This window comes from Streptomyces sp. NPDC046881 (assembly GCF_040645015.1).
GTDB lineage: Bacteria > Actinomycetota > Actinomycetes > Streptomycetales > Streptomycetaceae > Streptomyces.
This window is the reverse complement of sequence record NZ_JBEYXJ010000073.1, coordinates 1-16853: the sequence shown is the minus strand read 5'-3', so window position 1 is coordinate 16853 and position 16853 is coordinate 1. Positions and strand designations below refer to the sequence as shown.

General features: G+C 71.9%; 16 protein-coding genes. 7 read left to right on the top strand and 9 right to left on the bottom strand.

Features of this window, described 5'->3' with window-relative positions; genetic code table 11:
- Positions 1-7: 7 nt before the first annotated feature.
- Entirely contained in the window at positions 8-952 is a 945-nt protein-coding gene (locus tag ABZ923_RS28285) for a hypothetical protein (protein WP_361476803.1), read from the bottom strand.
- Between the two features lie 79 nt (positions 953-1031).
- Between ABZ923_RS28285 and ABZ923_RS28280 the strand changes: the two genes are divergently transcribed.
- From ABZ923_RS28280 to ABZ923_RS28260, 5 genes are all read left to right on the top strand, one after another.
- Entirely contained in the window at positions 1032-1226 is a 195-nt protein-coding gene (locus tag ABZ923_RS28280; RefSeq protein WP_358642578.1) for a DUF3046 domain-containing protein, read from the top strand.
- Between the two features lie 138 nt (positions 1227-1364).
- Positions 1365-2615, top strand: a complete 1251-nt coding sequence (locus tag ABZ923_RS28275) for an AI-2E family transporter (protein WP_361476832.1) — start codon at positions 1365-1367, stop codon at positions 2613-2615.
- Positions 2616-2843: 228 nt separating this feature from the next.
- Positions 2844-3968, top strand: coding sequence for a recombinase RecA (gene recA / locus ABZ923_RS28270; protein WP_361476801.1), 1125 nt, complete (start codon positions 2844-2846; stop codon positions 3966-3968).
- Positions 3969-3971: 3 nt separating this feature from the next.
- Positions 3972-4808, top strand: coding sequence for a recombination regulator RecX (gene recX / locus ABZ923_RS28265; protein ID WP_361476799.1), 837 nt, complete (start codon positions 3972-3974; stop codon positions 4806-4808).
- 218 nt (positions 4809-5026) lie between these two features.
- Positions 5027-7555, top strand: coding sequence for an ABC transporter permease (locus ABZ923_RS28260; RefSeq protein WP_361476797.1), 2529 nt, complete (start codon positions 5027-5029; stop codon positions 7553-7555).
- An 85-nt stretch (positions 7556-7640) separates the two neighbouring features.
- On the opposite strand, the gene ABZ923_RS28255 is transcribed toward ABZ923_RS28260, so the two are convergent.
- From ABZ923_RS28255 to ABZ923_RS28220, 8 genes are all read right to left on the bottom strand, one after another.
- Entirely contained in the window at positions 7641-8075 is a 435-nt protein-coding gene (locus tag ABZ923_RS28255) for a rhodanese-like domain-containing protein (protein WP_361476830.1), read from the bottom strand.
- A gap of 32 nt (positions 8076-8107) precedes the next feature.
- Positions 8108-8659, bottom strand: coding sequence for a cysteine dioxygenase (locus tag ABZ923_RS28250; RefSeq protein WP_361476795.1), 552 nt, complete (start codon positions 8657-8659; stop codon positions 8108-8110).
- A 64-nt stretch (positions 8660-8723) separates the two neighbouring features.
- Positions 8724-8909, bottom strand: coding sequence for a putative leader peptide (locus ABZ923_RS28245; protein ID WP_361476793.1), 186 nt, complete (start codon positions 8907-8909; stop codon positions 8724-8726).
- A gap of 217 nt (positions 8910-9126) precedes the next feature.
- Positions 9127-10773, bottom strand: coding sequence for an FAD-dependent monooxygenase (locus ABZ923_RS28240; protein ID WP_361476791.1), 1647 nt, complete (start codon positions 10771-10773; stop codon positions 9127-9129).
- Positions 10774-10949: 176 nt separating this feature from the next.
- A complete protein-coding gene (locus ABZ923_RS28235; protein ID WP_361476789.1) occupies positions 10950-11906 on the bottom strand; it encodes an amino acid ABC transporter permease in 957 nt (318 codons plus the stop codon).
- Positions 11903-12568, bottom strand: a complete 666-nt coding sequence (locus tag ABZ923_RS28230; protein ID WP_361476787.1) for an amino acid ABC transporter permease — start codon at positions 12566-12568, stop codon at positions 11903-11905. Before ABZ923_RS28230 ends, ABZ923_RS28235 begins: the two co-directional genes overlap by 4 nt.
- A gap of 74 nt (positions 12569-12642) precedes the next feature.
- Complete coding sequence (locus ABZ923_RS28225) at positions 12643-13482, bottom strand: glutamate ABC transporter substrate-binding protein (RefSeq protein WP_361476785.1); 840 nt, start codon at positions 13480-13482, stop codon at positions 12643-12645.
- Between the two features lie 82 nt (positions 13483-13564).
- Complete coding sequence (locus ABZ923_RS28220; protein ID WP_358642559.1) at positions 13565-14341, bottom strand: amino acid ABC transporter ATP-binding protein; 777 nt, start codon at positions 14339-14341, stop codon at positions 13565-13567.
- Between the two features lie 295 nt (positions 14342-14636).
- Between ABZ923_RS28220 and ABZ923_RS28215 the strand changes: the two genes are divergently transcribed.
- A complete protein-coding gene (locus tag ABZ923_RS28215; protein WP_361476782.1) occupies positions 14637-15323 on the top strand; it encodes a response regulator transcription factor in 687 nt (228 codons plus the stop codon).
- Positions 15324-15332: 9 nt separating this feature from the next.
- Complete coding sequence (locus ABZ923_RS28210) at positions 15333-16763, top strand: HAMP domain-containing sensor histidine kinase (RefSeq protein WP_361476780.1); 1431 nt, start codon at positions 15333-15335, stop codon at positions 16761-16763.
- The last annotated feature ends 90 nt before the right edge of the window (positions 16764-16853 follow it).

Genomic DNA, 16853 nt, shown 5'->3' with positions numbered 1-16853 from the left:
CGGGCCGCTAGCCCACGAAGCGGCCGTAGGCCCTGAGGGTGCGCAGGGCCTCGATCGTCACCAGCGGGCGGGCCTCCAGCGCCGGGGCGGGGGCCCACCGGCGCCAGCGGACCGGCCAGCCGCCGTCGTCCTGCTGCCCGGCGGCCAGGTGGTCCAGCGAGCGCGTCATCTCGTCGTCCGTGAACCACGCGCGCGCGAGCGAGTCGGGGCTGCGGGCGAAGTCGTGCGGGAAGTGGTGCTCGCCCGGGGCGTAGCCGGGGGCGACCGGGAACGCGTCGAGACGGTCCGGGTCCAGCGCGGCGAGCCGCTGCTCGCGCACCAGGCGGCCCAGCCGGTCGGCGGCGGCCTGCGCGCGCGGGCGGTCGGGAGCGGAGTCCAGGAAGGTGACGGCGGCCTGCACCTCGTAGGGGTGGGACTTCTCCAGGGACTCCACCGCCTGCCAGCAGAAGTCGGTGGCCCGGAACAGCCAGGCGTGCCACACCTCGTTGCGGTGCAGCAGCCCGACCACCGGACCGGTGGCCAGCAGCTCGCTGGGAGGGTCGTCGAGGACCTCGACGAACGGTGCCGTCGGATAGCCGCGCTGGCTGGGGTGGATCGCCGGCAGGGCGCCGTCCGGGGCCGAGACGGAGGTCAGATAGCGGCACACCCGCTCCACGCGCTGCCCGCCGCAGCGCCCGACGGCGTCCAGCACACGCAGGGCGTGCGCGGTGTGCAGGGGCTGGCTGACCGGTCCGCGCAGATCGGGCTCCAGGGCGTGCCCGTACCCGCCGTCGTCGTTGCGGTAGGCGTCCAGTGCCGCCTCCACCGCCTCCGGGCTGCCGTGCAGGAAGTGGTACGCGAAGAGATGCTGCTCCAGCACGCGCGCGGTGAGCCACACGAACTGTTCGGCGCGGAAGAGGGGGGAACGCGCCGGGGGCGTGGAGGGGAGTGGGGGAACTCCGGTGTCGGCCATGCGTCGACCGTAGGGCGGAAAGCGGTCTCGGCAGGTGCTCCCGGGCAGGGCCCACCCCCAGGGGCGGGATACTGGAGGCATGCGGTTGACGGTCTTCTGGCAGCGGATGGCGGAACACTTCGGTCCGGGGTACGCCGACACCTTCGCGCGCGATCACGTCATGTCGGAGCTGGGCGGGCGCACGGTGAACGAGGCGCTGGACGCCGGCTGGGCGGCCAAGGACGTGTGGCGCGTGGTCTGCGCGGTCATGAACGTGCCGGGCGAGAAGCGCTGACCAGATGGCCGGAATGCCGGGTTTGCCCGAGAAGAACTCGACAATACGGTACTGATCTGTCACGAAGATCGCCGGCGGGGGCCGGATGTCGGCGGCGTGGGCGAGACTGGGCGCGTGGCACCGACTGACGAGGACCCCCTGGCACCCACCGCCGAGGACGGCGAGCCGTCCGCCCGGCGGGAAGCACCGGCCGCAGCGCCCCCGCCCGGCCTGCCCCCGGCCTCCGGCACCGTCGCCCCGGACGGCCGGATGCCGCGCTGGCTGCCACGCGCCATGGTGCTCGCGCTCGCGCTGATCGCCGCGTTCCAGCTGGGCAGCTGGGCCTTCCACCAGCTGACCAGCCTCCTGATCAACATTTTGATCGCGTTCTTCCTGGCCCTGGCGGTCGAGCCCGCCGTGAGCCGGATGTCGGCCCGTGGCATGCGCCGGGGCCTCGCCACCTTCCTGGTCTTCCTCGGCCTGACCGTCGCCGCCGCCGGGTTCGTCACGCTGCTCGGGTCGATGCTGGCCGGCCAGATCATCAAGATGGTCGAGGGCTTCCCGGACTACCTCGACTCGCTCATCAACTGGATCAACCACACCTTCCACACGGAACTCAGACGCGTCGACATCCAGGAGGGCCTGCTCCACTCCGACTGGCTGCGCAAGTACGTGCAGAACAGTGCGACCGGCGTCCTCGACGTGTCCGCCCAGGTGCTCGGCGGGCTCTTCCAGCTGCTCACGGTCGCGCTGTTCTCGTTCTACTTCGCCGCCGACGGCCCCCGGCTGCGCCGCGCCCTGTGCTCCGTGCTGCCGCCCGCGCGCCAGGCCGAGGTGCTGCGCGCCTGGGAGATAGCCGTCGACAAGACGGGCGGCTACCTGTACTCGCGCGGTCTCATGGCGCTCATCTCCGGGATCGCGCACTACATCCTGCTCCAAGCCCTCGGTGTGCCGTACGCGCCGGTGCTCGGCGTCTGGGTGGGCCTGGTCTCGCAGTTCATCCCCACCATCGGCACGTACCTCGCGGGCGCGCTGCCGATGCTGATCGCGTTCACCGTGAACCCCTGGTACGCGGTCTGGGTGCTGGGCTTCGTCGTGATCTACCAGCAGTTCGAGAACTACATGCTCCAGCCCAAGCTGACCGCCAAGACGGTCGACATCCACCCGGCGGTCGCCTTCGGCTCGGTCGTCGCGGGCACCGCGCTGCTGGGTGCGGTCGGCGCGCTGATCGCCATCCCGGCGGTGGCGACGCTGCAGGCGTTCCTCGGGGCGTACGTGAAGCGGTACGCCGTCACGGACGATCCCCGGGTGCACGGGCACCGCGGCCGGGGCCCGGGCGGGCCCGGGATGTTCACGCGCGCCCGACGCCTCTGGGCCGGCCGCCGGCCCGGCGGGCAGCGGCGGCCGTAGGCCCTGTGGAAGCCCGACCGTGTGCCGCGTGGTGCGCTTGACACGAAAATCGAACATCCATTCTTATGGAGGCCCAGGCGAGGCTTCCGGGTGGGGATTTCGTCCCGATTCGCGGGGAGATGCCCCTCGGTTATCCACAGGCTGGGCCTGCGTCGGGGCGCATTGTCAGTGGCAGGCGTTAGCGTCTTTGACGTGAAGCGATCGACTCAAGCAAACCGGGTGGAACCCATGGCAGGAACCGACCGCGAGAAGGCGCTCGACGCCGCGCTCGCGCAGATTGAACGGCAATTCGGCAAGGGCGCGGTCATGCGCATGGGCGAGCGGTCGAAGGAGCCCATCGAGGTCATCCCGACCGGATCGACCGCGCTGGACGTCGCCCTCGGCGTCGGTGGCCTGCCGCGCGGCCGTGTCGTGGAGATCTACGGACCGGAGTCCTCCGGTAAGACCACGCTGACCTTGCACGCCGTGGCCAACGCCCAGAAGGCCGGCGGCCAGGTCGCCTTCGTGGACGCCGAGCACGCCCTCGACCCCGAGTACGCGCGCAAGCTCGGTGTCGACATCGACAACCTGATCCTCTCCCAGCCCGACAACGGCGAGCAGGCCCTGGAGATCGTGGACATGCTGGTCCGCTCCGGTGCCCTCGACCTGATCGTCATCGACTCCGTCGCCGCGCTCGTCCCGCGCGCGGAGATCGAGGGCGAGATGGGCGACAGCCACGTCGGTCTGCAGGCCCGCCTGATGAGCCAGGCACTGCGGAAGATCACCAGCGCGCTCAACCAGTCCAAGACCACCGCGATCTTCATCAACCAGCTCCGCGAGAAGATCGGCGTGATGTTCGGTTCCCCGGAGACCACGACCGGTGGCCGCGCGCTGAAGTTCTACGCGTCGGTGCGCATCGACATCCGGCGCATCGAGACCCTGAAGGACGGCACGGAGGCGGTCGGTAACCGCACCCGCTGCAAGGTCGTCAAGAACAAGGTCGCGCCGCCCTTCAAGCAGGCCGAGTTCGACATCCTCTACGGCCAGGGCATCAGCCGCGAGGGCGGCCTGATCGACATGGGCGTGGAGCACGGCTTCGTCCGCAAGGCCGGCGCCTGGTACACGTACGAGGGCGACCAGCTCGGCCAGGGCAAGGAGAACGCGCGCAACTTCCTCAAGGACAACCCCGACCTGGCCAACGAGATCGAGAAGAAGATCAAGGAGAAGCTGGGCGTGGGAGTCCGGCCGGAGGAGCCCGCCGCCGAGCCGGGCACCGACGCCGCGGCCACCACCGCGGCCGACGACGCCAAGACGGTGCCCGCCCCGGCGGCCGCCAAGGCGACCAAGCCCAAGGCCGCCGCTGCCAAGAGCTGACCCGTGACACGACGAACCGACTGGGCCGAGTACGAGTACGCCACCCCCGGTGTCCCACGGGGGAGGGGCACCGGGGGCTACCCGGACTCCGCCCCGGACGGGGACGACGAACACCGGACCGGCCGACCCGGCGCATCCCGCGGAACCGACGGGTGCGGGGGTGACGGAGACACGGGCGATGAGCCGCACGGGGGCGGTTCGCCCGGCCGTGGCTCCGCGGGACCCGGCGGCGCACGGGGTGGCCGGGGGCGTGGCCGGCGGCGGCGCGGGTTCGGGGACGCGCCCGGTGAGGACGAAGGCGCCCCTTCCTCGGCGAGGGACGAGCAGGGGGAGTCTTCAGGGGACCCGGCTGAGCGGGCCCGGGCGATCTGCCTGCGCCTGCTCACCGGGACCCCGCGCACCCGCAAACAGCTCGCGGACGCCCTGCGCAAGCGGGAGATCCCCGAGGACGTCGCCGACGAGGTGCTGGACCGGTTCGAAGAGGTCGGACTCATCGACGACGGCGCCTTCGCGGACGCCTGGGTGGAGTCCCGGCACCACGGCCGGGGGCTCGCCCGCCGCGCCCTCGCCCGGGAACTGCGCACCAAGGGGGTCGACTCGGCGCTGATCGACGACGCCGTCGCCCAGCTCGACCCCGAGCAGGAGGAGGCGACCGCCCGGGAGCTCGTCGCCCGCAAGCTGCGCGCCACCCGCGGCCTCGACCGCGACAAGCGGCTCCGCCGGCTCGCCGGCATGCTCGCCCGCAAGGGCTACTCCGAGGGCATGGCCCTCCGCATCGTCCGCCAGGCCCTGGAGGAGGAGGGCGAGGACACGGAGTTCCTGGGGGACGGGGACTTCTGAGGGGTTCTCCCGCGCGTCCCTCCGGCACGGTCTGCTCGGGGCGGCCGGTGCGAACCGGCGCCCGGGTGGGGTTAACCCCCGCAGCGGGCAGGCGGGTTGACCCCCTCCGCAAGACACCGGGTCACCGCAATGCTCTCCCACCCCCGCACCGGCGAGTCTGTACACGCGCCCAGCGCCCGACACAGCCGACGCGTACAACAGAAGAGAGCCCCGTCCCCATGATGCTGCGTTACGCCCTGCACACAGTCCGCGCCCGCAAGGCGGGATTTCTCGGCGCCTTCCTCGCCCTGATGTGCGCGGCGGCTCTGATCACCGCGTGCGGCACCCTCCTCGACACCGGCCTGCGCGGCACCATCCGCACCGAGCGCTACGCCGCCGCCCCCGTCGTGGTCTCCGCCGACCAGTACGTGCACCGGACCACCGTCAAGCACAAGAAGGGCAAGACCAAGGTCAAGCACAAGGCGAAACCCGTCGCCGAACGCGCCTGGCTCGCCGGGAACCTGCGCGGCACGCTCGACCGCACCCCCGGCGTGGCCCGGGTGATCCCCGAACTCACCTTCCTCGCCCAGCCGTCGACCCCGGCCGGCACCGGCGGCCGTACCGCCTACGGGCATGCCTGGGACTCCGCCGCCCTCACCCCGTACCGGCTGACCGCCGGCCGGGCCCCCACCGCCGCGGACGAGCTCGTGATCGACGGTGACCTCGCCGCGCGGACCCGGCTGCGGCCCGGCGACCGGCTCACCGTGCAGTCCACGCAGGCCCCGCGCGGCTACCGGATCACCGGTATCGCCGCCCCGGCCACCGCCGTACGCCACCAGACGTCCCTGTTCTTCTCCGCCGCCGAGGCCCGTCGGCTGGCCGGGCACCCCGGCAAGGTCACCGCGTTCGGTGTGCTGCCGGCCAAGGGGGCGGACCCCGAGCGGGTGCGCCGGGCGGTGGAGCGGGCGCTGCACGGTACGACGGCGCAGGTCAGCAGCGGCGACGCCCGCGGGCCCGTCGAGTTCCTGGACGCGGCCGCCGCCCGCACCCGGCTGGTCAGCATGGGCGGCGCCATGGGCGGTACCTCGCTGCTGGTGGCGGTGCTCGTGGTCGTCGGCACCTTCGCGCTCACCGTCCAGCAGCGCCACCGCGAGCTCGCCCTGCTCCGGGCCGTCGCCGCCACCTCCGGGCAGATCCGCAGGCTGCTCGGCCGGGAGGCACTGATCGTCGGTGCGGCAGCGGGCACCGTCGGCGCACTGCTCGGGCTGCCGCTGGGCGGCTGGCTGCACTCCCGGTTCGTCGCCCTGGGCGCCGTACCCGACACGCTCGAACACACCGTCAGCGTCTTCCCGCCGCTGGCCGCTCTGGCCGTCACCCTGCTCGGTGCCTGGGCGGCGGCCCGGATCGCCTCGCGCAGGGTCGCCCGGATCCGCCCGGCCGAGGCGCTGACCGAGGCGAGGAGCGAGCGCACCAAGCCCGCCTGGGGCCGGATCGCCGCCGGGCTGCTGCTGCTCGCCGGCGGAGTCGTCCTCGTCCTCGTGCTCACCGTTCTGCGCACCGAGCCCGCCTCGACTCCCGTGACCTTCCTCGCCGTCATCGTCCTGTCCACCTCCGTCGCCCTGCTCGGTCCCCTCCTGGTCAGGGCCGCCGCGCTGCTGCTCGCCGGCCCGCTCCGGCTCACCGGCCACGGCGGCCGGCTCGCCACCGCCAACCTGCGCGGCAACGCCGCCCGCATGGCCTCCGTCGTCACCCCCCTCACTCTGCTCGTCGGCATGACCTGCACCGTCCTGTTCGTCCAGGACACCCTCGGGAACGCCGCCCGCGCCCAGGCCCGCGAAGGTGTCAGGGCCGACTGGGTCGTCGCCGCCCAGGGACCGGGCGTCCCCGGCGAGGCCGCCGAACGGCTGCGCGCACGGCACGACACCGTCACCGAGGTGGTCCGCACGACCGTGCGCGTCGGCCTCGACAAGTACCCCGCACAGGGCGTCACCCCCGCCGGCCTCACCCGCACCTGGGACCCGGAGGTCACGGCCGGCTCCCTCGACCGGCTCGGCCCCGGCACCGTCGCCGTCAGCGAAGTGGCCGCCGCCCAGCAGCACCTGAAGCCGGGAAGCACCCTGAAACTCACGCTCGGCGACGGCACGCCCGCCACGCTCACCGTCGCCGCCGTCTACGCCCGGGGTCTCGGCTTCGGCGACCTGACCTTCGCGCACGACCTCGTGGCCCGCCACGTCGACAACCCGCTCGCCTCCTCCGTCCTCGTCAGCACGACCCGTACACAGACACAACTCGCGACTACGCTCCGTGAGTTCCCGGGGCTGCGCATTCTTTCGCCGGCCGCCGCGGACACGCTCCAGGCCGACCGGCAGCAGAACAACGCCGAGGTCAACTACCTCGCCATGGGACTCGTCCTGGCCTTCACCGCCATCGCGGTCGTCAACACGCTGGCCATGTCGGTCGCCGAGCGTGTCCGGGAGTTCGCGCTGCTCCGGCTGGCCGGCGCGACCCGCCGTCAGGTGCTGCGCATGCTGCGCACCGAGGCGCTGTCCGTCCTGTTCCTCGCCACCTCGGTCGGTACCGGTATCGCGCTCGCCGTGCTCACCGCGTTCAGCGTCGGCATGACGGGCCGGGCCGCACCGGCGGTCACCCCGCTGCTCTACGTCGGCGTGGTCGCGGTCGCCGGCCTGCTGGCGCTGGTGGCCAGTGCCGTGCCCGGGCGTGCGGCGCTCCGGGTGCGGGCGGTGACGGTCGCCACGGCGAAGGAGTAGCGCCGGCGCCGTCCGCAGGAGGGCCGCCGACGCCACGAACCCCCGGGCAGACCCCGGGGGTTCACGGTTTTTTGCGGCCCACGGCTCAGGCCGTCGCCGGCTCCACCGGCAGCCCCTGGGCGCGCCACGCCTGGAAGCCGCCCACCAGGTCCGTGGCCCGGTGCAGGCCCAGCTGGTGGAGGGAGGCGGCGGCGAGGCTGGAGGCGTAGCCCTCGTTGCAGATCACCACGACCCGCAGGTCGTGTCCGGTGGCCTCGGGGAGGCGGTGGCTGCCCCGGGGGTCGAGGCGCCACTCCAGCTCGTTGCGCTCGACCACGACGGCGCCGGGGACGAGCCCGTCCCGCTCGCGCAGGGCGGCGTACCGGATGTCGACCAGCAACGCCTCACCGGAGCGCGCCGCCTCGTACGCCTGTCGTGCCTCGATGCGCTGGTAGCCGGCGCGTACCCGCTCCAGCAACTCGTCGATGCCGGGCGGCTGCTCGCCGGGCACGCTCGCCGGCACACCGGTCCCCCGGGTCACCTCGGCCACCGCCGACCGTTCGCTCGTGCCGCTCACTGCCAGTCCTCCGGGCGTTCGACCTGCTCCAGGCGCAGCACCTGACCCGTGCGACTGTAACGGCGGATCTGCGGCAGCGGCGGGTAGTACGCGTGCACCGAGATCGCGTGTCGCTCGCGGGACGCGTTGAGCACCTCGTGCACATGGTGGTGGCCGAAGGCGCGGCCCTGCCCGGCGGACAGCCGGCGCACCCGGTCCACGCCGTCGGTGAGTTCCAGGGTCTTCCAGCCGTCGGTGGGCAGCCGGGCGGCGAGGGAGTGCTCCGTCAGGTCGCCGGAGGCGGTGAGGAAGGCACCGACCGAGTCGGCGTGGTCGTGCCAGCCGGTACCGGTACCGGGCGGCCAGCCGATCAGCCAGGCCTCGCTGCCGCCGGGGCCCTTCAGCCGTACCCAGGTGCGGCCTTCCGGATCGAGCGGCAGGGAGGCGATCAGCTCGGCGTCGGCCGCCGTGCGCCGGACGAAGTCCAGGAGGTCCACCTGGGTGGGCGCCGAACCGGCGGCCGGGGACGCGGACGAGGACAGGGAAGGAGAGGGGACAGACACGTGCACCGTCCTGAGATGCGTTCGCGGAAACGGGCGCACGACGGCGCCCGGAAAGGGAGAGGATGCGAATTCAGCAGGACGGGCGACACACGCAGCCCGCGTAGCGGACGAGGTCCATATGGACCCTCCGCCACAGGCGCACACAGGTGTCGGTCACGATCCGGAGTACAGCATGCTGCCGCAATCGGGTCAACCGGGTGTCACCCTGTGGACGGAGGGCGAGGGAGCGCACAGCCGGGGCGCGCCGGAGCCGCATCCCGGCAGTGGGCCGGCGCGCCCCGAACGCGTCCCCGGCGTGCGGTCGGCAGGTGCCGGAATCATGTCCCCGGGATGCGTTCGGCGGGCGCTGGAACCGCGTCCCCGGGATGCGTTCGGAGGGCGCCGGAACCACCTCCCCGGGATGCGGTCGGCAGGTGCCGGAATCAGGCCCTCGGGATGCGGTCAATGCGCGCCGGAACCTGCCCGGGATACGGTCAGCGCGCGCCGGAGCCGGCCCGGGCCTCCGCCGTCTGCTCCTCCTCCTTGCTCTCTTCGTCCTCCTGCTGCTCCCCGTGCACCGCCCCGCCCAGCGTGGCCTCGGCCGCCGCGTACAGGTCGGCCGGGCGGACCCCGCTCAGCGCGGTGACCAGGTGTCCGTCGGGGCGCACGAGCAGCACACTGTGCGCCGGTGCGCCCGGGTAGCTCTCGGCGACCAGCAGTTCGGCGGGGTGCGGCAGCGCGGTCACGGCCGCCGCGAGCCGGGGCATGACCCCGGCGGACATCCAGTGCTTGCGGTCCCAGACACCCGTACCGGGCGCGATCAGCACGACGAGCAGCGCGCCGCGGTCGAGCCGGTCGCGCAGCTGGACGAAGGAACCGTCCTCCGCCGTGACCCGGACGTCGGTGACCGGGGCGCCGGGCGGAGTGTCGACCGGCACCCGACCCTCCAGCCGCTGGGGCGCGAGCGGCGACTCGGCGTACGTGCCGGGCGCGCCCAGCGGACCGCGCCCCAGGTGGCCGTCGGTGAACAGGGTGTCCTGGTTGCGGGTCGCGCCCGGGACGATGTGGCGCAGCGCGCCCCCGCCGCGCAGCACCGGCAGCACCTGGTCGGCGGCGCGCAGCCGGGCGGCGACCACCGCGCGCCGCTCGGTCTGGTAGCTGTCCAGCAGGGCTTCGTGCGGGCCGTGGTGCCAGGCCGCGGCCAGCTTCCAGGCGAGGTTCCCGGCGTCCCTGAGCCCCTCGTCGAGCCCCTGGGTGCCGAGCGCGCCGAGCAGATGGGCCGCGTCCCCGGCGAGGAAGACCCGGCCGGCGCGCCACCGGCGGGCGAGGCGGTGGTGCACCGTGTGGACACCCGTGTCGAGCAGGTCGTACGCCGGTGTGGGGCCGTCCGACCAGCCCGCGAGGGTCTCACGGATCCGGGTCAGCAGGACCTCGGGCGTGACCAGGTCCTTGCCCGGCGGCAGCAGCCAGTCCAGGCGCCACGCGCCGTCCGGGAGGGGGCGGGCGGTCACCTCCCCGGCCGAGGGCCCGGACGACCGCCACGGCGGCATCCGATGGAGCAACGCCCGACCCTCCCACGGAAGCTCCACGCGCAGCGCCGCGACCGCGTGCCGCTCCACCGCCGTACGGCCCGGGAAGCGGATGTCCTGGAGTTTGCGCACGGTCGAGCGGGGGCCGTCGCAGCCGACCAGGTAACTTCCGCGCCACCAGGTGGCCTTCGGGCCACGGGTGTGCGCACTGATGCCGGAACGCTCCTGCTCGATCGCGTCCAGGCGGCTGTCCACCGCCATCTCCACGAGGGGCTCCCGGGCGACGGCCCCGCGCAGGAAACCCGTGAGGACGTGCTGCGCGATGTGCAGCGGGGCGGGATCGGACGCGTCGAAGACGATCTCGCTCACCACCTGCCGGCGCCGCACGGACCGCCATCCGGCCCAGCGCACCCCGTGCTCACCGAGTGCGACGCCGGTCAGCCGCTCCAGCAGGGCGGCCGTGTCCTCGCGCAGGACGACGGTGCGCGCCGGGCGGGGTTCGTCCTTGCCGGGCCCTTCGTCCAGGACGACGGTCGGCACCTCCTGACGCGCCAGCGCCAGGGCGAGCGTGAGCCCGACGGGCCCCGCTCCGACGATGATCACCGGGTCCACGGTGTGGCGCCCCCTGCCCGCGGCGAGGCCTTGACGGAGACAAGTGAACGGGAAGGTGAAGCGGGGTGCACGATCACAGAACGTATGCAACCCATTGGCAGACTATGCGTCAAGTGACCAGGGGCAGTGGCGATCATGCCACTGCCCCTGGGTGCCTCATGTCACTTGAATGACCGTCAGCTGTCGTGTTTGCCGCCGTGCCCGCCGCCGACGAACGGACCGCTGAGGTCCGGGCCGCCGGCGGCGCCTCCGGCCCCGGTCGCCGCCGTGCCGGCGATGTCCGCCACGTCCTGGGCGCCGAGCACCGCGCCCGTCGACTTCTTGCCCCGTCGCAGCCGGCCCTCCAGCCAGCTCGCGAACGAAGTCAGCGAGAAGTTGATGATCACGAAGATGACGGCCACGACGGTCAGGGAGGCGATGATGTTGCCGTAGTAGCCGCTCATCGTGTTGGCCGAGGCCAGCAGTTCGGGGAAGGTGAGGACCGCCCCGCCGAGCGCGGTGTCCTTCACGATGACCACCAGCTGGCTGACGATCGCCGGGAGCATCGTGGTGACCGCCTGCGGCAGCAGGATGACCCGCATCACCTGACCCTTGCGCAGACCGATGGCCATGGCCGCCTCGGACTGCCCCTTCGGCAGGGCGAGGATGCCCGCGCGGACGATCTCGGCGAGCACCGACGCGTTGTACAGCACCAGGCCGGTGACGACCGCGTAGAACGGACGGTCGTCCGAACTGACGTCGGTGTACTGGGCGAAGAGGGCCAGCCCGAAGATCATCAGGACCAGGACCGGGATCGCGCGGAAGAACTCGACCACGACCGCGGCCGGGACGCGCACCCACACGTGGTCCGAGAGCCGGGCTATGCCGAGGGTGGCACCCAGCGGAAGCGCGATGACCATCGCCAGCGCTGCCGCCTTCAAGGTGTTCTGCAGACCGGGCCAGATGTACGTCGAGTACGCCTCGGTGCCGCTGAAGAAGGGCTCCCACAGGCTCCAGGCCAGCTGGCCCTTGTCGTCGAGAGCCTTGTACACCCACCACACGAGGGCCGCGAGGACCACCAGGAAGAGGGCCGTGTAGAGGACGTTGCGCCGCTTGGCGCGGGGCCCCTGAGCGTCGTACAGAACGGAAGTCATCGCTTCACCGCCATCTTCTTGCCCACCCAGCCGAGGATCAGCCCGGTCGGCAAGGTCAGGCACACGAACCCGAAGGCGATGACTGCCGAGATCAGCAGCAGTTGCGCCTCGTTCTCGATCATTTCCTTCATGAGGAACGCCGCCTCCGCCACACCGATCGCGGCGGCCACCGTCGTGTTCTTCGTCAGCGCGATCAGCACGTTGGTCAGCGGACCGATGGCCGCACGGAACGCCTGCGGCAGCACGATCAGTCGCAGCACCTGCGTGAAGCTGAGGCCGATGGCACGCGCGGCCTCGGCCTGGCCGACCGGCACGGTGTTGATGCCGGAGCGGATCGCCTCACAGACGAAGGCAGAGGTGTAGAGGATCAGACCGAGCACGGCCAGCCGAAAGCCCTGGACCTTGAAGTCGTGCGCACCGAGGGTGATGCCCAGCGTCTGGCTGAGGCCGAGTGAGGAGAACAGGATGATCACCGTCAGCGGGATGTTCCGCACGATGTTCACGTAGGCGGTGCCGAAACCGCGCATCAGCGGCACCGGGCCCACCCGCATACCGGCCAGCAGGGTGCCCCAGACCAGGGAGCCGACGGCCGACAGCAGGGTGAGCTGCACGGTCGTCCAGAAGGCGCCCAGTACGTCGTAACGTCCAAGAAAGTCGAACACGATCTCCCGCGCTTCCGCGTGTAGGGATGCCCCGGTGCGCCGCCGTCAGGGGCGGCGCACCGGCGGGCATTGCCTCAGCTCTTGATGTCGCCGATCTTCGGGGCGGGCTCGTTCTTGTAGTTGGCCGGACCGAAGTTCTTCTTCACGGCAGCGTCCCAGGAGCCGTCGGAGACCATCTCCTCGAGCGCCTTGTTGATCTTGGCCTTGAGGTCGCTGCCCTTCTTGACGCCGATGCCGTAGTTCTCGTTGGTCATCTTGAAGCCGCCCAGCTTGAACTTGCCCTTGAACTGGGACTGGGAGGCGTAACCGGCGAGGATCGAGTCGTCCGTGGTGAGGGCGTCGATGGCGCCGCTCTGCAGGCCGGACAGGCACGCGGAGTAGGTCGGGTACGTCTGCAGGTTCGCCTTGGGGGCCAGCGTCTTCTTGACGTTCTGCGCCGAGGTCGAGCCGGCCACCGAGCACAGGTTCTTGTTGTTCAGGTCCGCCGGCGCCTTGATCTTGGTCTCGTCCGCGCGCAGCAGCACGTCCTGGTGGGCCAGCAGGTACGGGCCGGCGAAGTCGACCTTCTGCTGACGCTCCGGGGTGATCGAGTAGGAGGCGGCGATGAACTGGACGTCACCACGCTGCAGCATGGTCTCGCGGTCCGCGCTCTTCGACTCCTTCCACTCGATCTGGTCGGCGTTGTAGCCGAGCTTCTTGGCGACGTAGGTGGCCACGTCGACGTCGAAGCCCGCGTAGCCCTGCGGGGTCTTCTGGCCGATGCCCGGCTGGTCGAACTTGATGCCGACGGTGATCTTCTTGCCGCCACCGGAGGAGCCGTTGTCGTCCTTTTTGTCGTCGCCGCCGCACGCGGTGGCGGCCACGGAGAGGGAGAGGAGGACGGCCGCGGCGGCGGTGACCTTGCGGAGCTTCATCGTGAACATCCTTTGAGTGGTGAGGAACGAGGTCCGTCTGAGGGAGGCGACCCGGAGGGTGCGGACGCCGGGCCCGGCACGGTCAGTGGTGCAGGATCTTGGACAGGAAGTCCTTGGCCCGGTCGCTGCGCGGGTTGCTGAAGAACTGCTCGGGCGTGGCTTGTTCGACGATCCGGCCGTCCGCCATGAAGACGACCCGGTTCGCCGCCGAACGCGCGAAGCCCATTTCGTGGGTGACCACGATCATCGTCATGCCCTCGCGCGCGAGCTGCTGCATGACCTCCAGGACCTCGTTGATCATCTCGGGGTCGAGGGCGGAGGTCGGCTCGTCGAACAGCATGACCTTCGGGCCCATCGCGAGCGCCCGCGCGATCGCGACGCGCTGCTGCTGGCCGCCGGACAGCTGGGCGGGGTACTTGTCCGCCTGGGTGCCGACGCCGACCCGGTCCAGCAGGGCCCGGGCCTTCTCCTCGGCCTGCTTCTTGTCCGCCTTGCGGACCTTCACCTGGCCCAGCATCACGTTCTCGAGCACGGTCTTGTGCGCGAAGAGGTTGAACGACTGGAACACCATCCCGACGTCCGCCCGCAGCCGGGCCAGTTCGCGGCCCTCGTGCGGCAGCGGCTTGCCGTCGATCGTGATCGTGCCGGAGTCGATCGTCTCCAGGCGGTTGATGGTGCGGCACAGCGTCGACTTTCCGGACCCGGAGGGCCCGATGACCACGACGACCTCGCCGCGGGCGATCGTCAGGTCGATGTCCTGGAGCACGTGCAACGCGCCGAAGTGCTTGTTGACGCTCTTCAGGACGACCAGTTCGTCGGACGTGGCCGCGTCCTCCTTGGCCACCGTTACTTTGGTCATCGCTCTCAGGCTCCGTCCTCCTCGGGTTTCCGAGGACAGTAATGAGGGGCTGTGACCTGCGTCATCACATCTGAGGGAGATCTGAGCATCACGATCCGATAGCAATCGGACACGTGTCGTAGTACATGCGGCCGCCGCGCATATCGGCCGGGTAACGGAAGCGGCAGGCAACCCGAACCCTCTTGACGCCGTCCTTAACCATCGGCGTCACTGCCATGGTGCACGCGCGCGTGGACGCGTTCTGCAAGCCTGACGGAAACCGAGACCGCACGACCGCTGAACCGGAGGGGGCCGGATGAGACTGCTGCTCGTCGAGGACGACAACCATGTCGCCGCGGCCCTGTCCGCCGTCCTCGCGCGGCACGGATTCCAGGTCACTCACGCGCGCAGCGGCGAGGAGGCCCTCCAGGCGCTCGTGCCCGAGGGCAACGGCTTCGGTGTCGTCCTGCTCGACCTCGGCCTGCCCGACCAGGACGGCTACGAGGTCTGCGGCAAGATCCGCAAACGCACCAGCACCCCGGTGATCATGGTGACCGCGCGCTCCGACGTCCGCTCCCGCATCCACGGGCTCAACATGGGGGCGGACGACTACGTCGTCAAGCCGTACGACACCGGGGAACTGCTTGCCCGGATCCACGCCGTCAGCCGGCGCACCGCCCACGAGGACCCCACGACCGGCGGCGAGGACGCGCTGCTCCTGGGTGCGGTCCGGATCGAACTGCCCACGCGCCAGGTCAGCGTGGACGGCGCGGTCGTCCAGCTGACCCGCAAGGAGTTCGATCTGCTCGCGCTGCTCGCCCAGCGGCCCGGGGTGGTGTTCCGGCGCGAACAGATCATCAGCGAGGTCTGGCGCACCAGCTGGGAGGGGACCGGCCGCACCCTGGAGGTGCACGTCGCCTCCCTGCGCGCCAAACTGCGCATGCCCGCGCTGATCGAGACCGTACGCGGCGTCGGCTACCGGCTCGTCGCCCCGGCCGCCTAGCGGGGACGGGTGCGCACACGCCTCCTGCCGCTGCTCATCGTCCTGCTGGCGGCCGTCCTGCTCGCGCTCGGCGTCCCGCTGGCCGGCAGCGTGGCCGCCGCGCAGCAGCAGCGGGTCGTCGTGGACCGGATCGACGACACGGCCCGCTTCGCCGCGCTCGCCCAGTTCGTCACCGACGCGCCCGGCGGCTCCCGCCGCACCACCACGGACGAGCGCCGGGCGAGCCTGCGCAGCGAGCTGGAGAGCTACCACGGCGTCTACGGCATCCGCGCGGGTGTCTTCTACCGCAACGGCTCCGCCATGGCCAACGCGCCCGACAGCTGGTTCGTACCGCAGACGGGGGAGGTCCGCCGGGCGTTCGACGAGGCGTTGCTCAGCCGGCGCAGCCATGACCCGCGGCAGGTGTGGCCCTGGCAGCGCGGCCGGCTGGTCGTGGCCTCGCCGGTGATCCGGGACGGGGACGTCGTCGCGGTCGTGGTCACCGACTCGCCCACCGGGCAGCTGCGGTCCCGGATCCTGCGCGGCTGGCTGTTCATCGGGGCCGGCGAGATCGCGGCCATGCTGCTCGCCGTCGGCGCCGCGCTCAGGCTGACGGGCTGGGTGCTCAGGCCGGTCCGGGTCCTGGACGCCACCACCCACGACATCGCCACCGGGCGGCTGAAGTCCCGGGTCGCGGCCGCCGGCGGGCCGCCGGAACTCAGACGGCTGGCCCGTTCGTTCAACGAGATGGCGGACAACGTCGAGGCCGTGCTGGAGCAGCAGCGCGCCTTCGTCGCGGACGCCTCGCACCAGCTGCGCAACCCGCTCGCGGCGCTGCTGCTGCGCATCGAACTGCTCGCCCTCGAACTCCCCGAGGGCAACGAGGAGATCGCCTCGGTCCGCACCGAGGGCAAGCGCCTGGCGCAGGTGCTGGACGACCTGCTCGACCTGGCGCTGGCCGAGCACGCCGAGGCCGACCTCGGGCTGACCGACATCGGCGCGCTGGCCGAGGAGCGGGTGGCCGCGTGGGCACCGGCCGCCCGGGCCAGGGGCGTCCGGCTGACCGGCGACTGTCCGCCCACCACCGCCTGGGCCGACCCGATCGCCCTGTCCAGCGCACTGGACGCGGTGATCGACAACGCCGTGAAGTTCACCCCCGAGGGGGGCACGGTCGAGGTCGCCGTCCGCGTCGACGGCGACACCACCACGGTCGTCGTCACCGACACCGGGCCCGGCCTCACCGACGAGGAGCTCGCGCGCGTGGGCGACCGTTTCTGGCGCAGCGGCCGGCACCAGAACGTGAACGGGTCGGGCCTGGGCCTGTCCATCAGCCGCGCCCTGCTCGCGGCGGGCGGCGGCGCGATCGAGTACGCCCACCACGAGCCGCAGGGGCTCCGGGTGACGGTGCGGGTGCCGCGGCACGCGGAGGCCGCGGGGGACACCAGGGGCGCCGCCTCCTAGGTCGTGTCCGCAAAGTCCCTCCGTCCGCCCGGAGGGCGGGCCCTGCGGCGTCTGGTGCGTGCTCTCGGCGTGCCGGGTGCAGTCCCTCGT

What these genes read in the sequence shown, in the direction of transcription:
- ABZ923_RS28285 (WP_361476803.1), bottom strand. Translation starts at nt 952, where the DNA reads ATGGCCGACACCGGAGTTCCCCCACTCCCCTCCACGCCCCCGGCGCGT.
- ABZ923_RS28280 (WP_358642578.1), top strand. Translation starts at nt 1,032, where the DNA reads ATGCGGTTGACGGTCTTCTGGCAGCGGATGGCGGAACACTTCGGTCCG.
- recA (WP_361476801.1), top strand. Translation starts at nt 2,844, where the DNA reads ATGGCAGGAACCGACCGCGAGAAGGCGCTCGACGCCGCGCTCGCGCAG.
- ABZ923_RS28260 (WP_361476797.1), top strand. Translation starts at nt 5,027, where the DNA reads ATGATGCTGCGTTACGCCCTGCACACAGTCCGCGCCCGCAAGGCGGGA.
- ABZ923_RS28245 (WP_361476793.1), bottom strand. Translation starts at nt 8,909, where the DNA reads ATGCGGCTCCGGCGCGCCCCGGCTGTGCGCTCCCTCGCCCTCCGTCCA.
- ABZ923_RS28235 (WP_361476789.1), bottom strand. Translation starts at nt 11,906, where the DNA reads ATGACTTCCGTTCTGTACGACGCTCAGGGGCCCCGCGCCAAGCGGCGC.
- ABZ923_RS28225 (WP_361476785.1), bottom strand. Translation starts at nt 13,482, where the DNA reads ATGAAGCTCCGCAAGGTCACCGCCGCCGCGGCCGTCCTCCTCTCCCTC.
- ABZ923_RS28220 (WP_358642559.1), bottom strand. Translation starts at nt 14,341, where the DNA reads ATGACCAAAGTAACGGTGGCCAAGGAGGACGCGGCCACGTCCGACGAA.
- ABZ923_RS28215 (WP_361476782.1), top strand. Translation starts at nt 14,637, where the DNA reads ATGAGACTGCTGCTCGTCGAGGACGACAACCATGTCGCCGCGGCCCTG.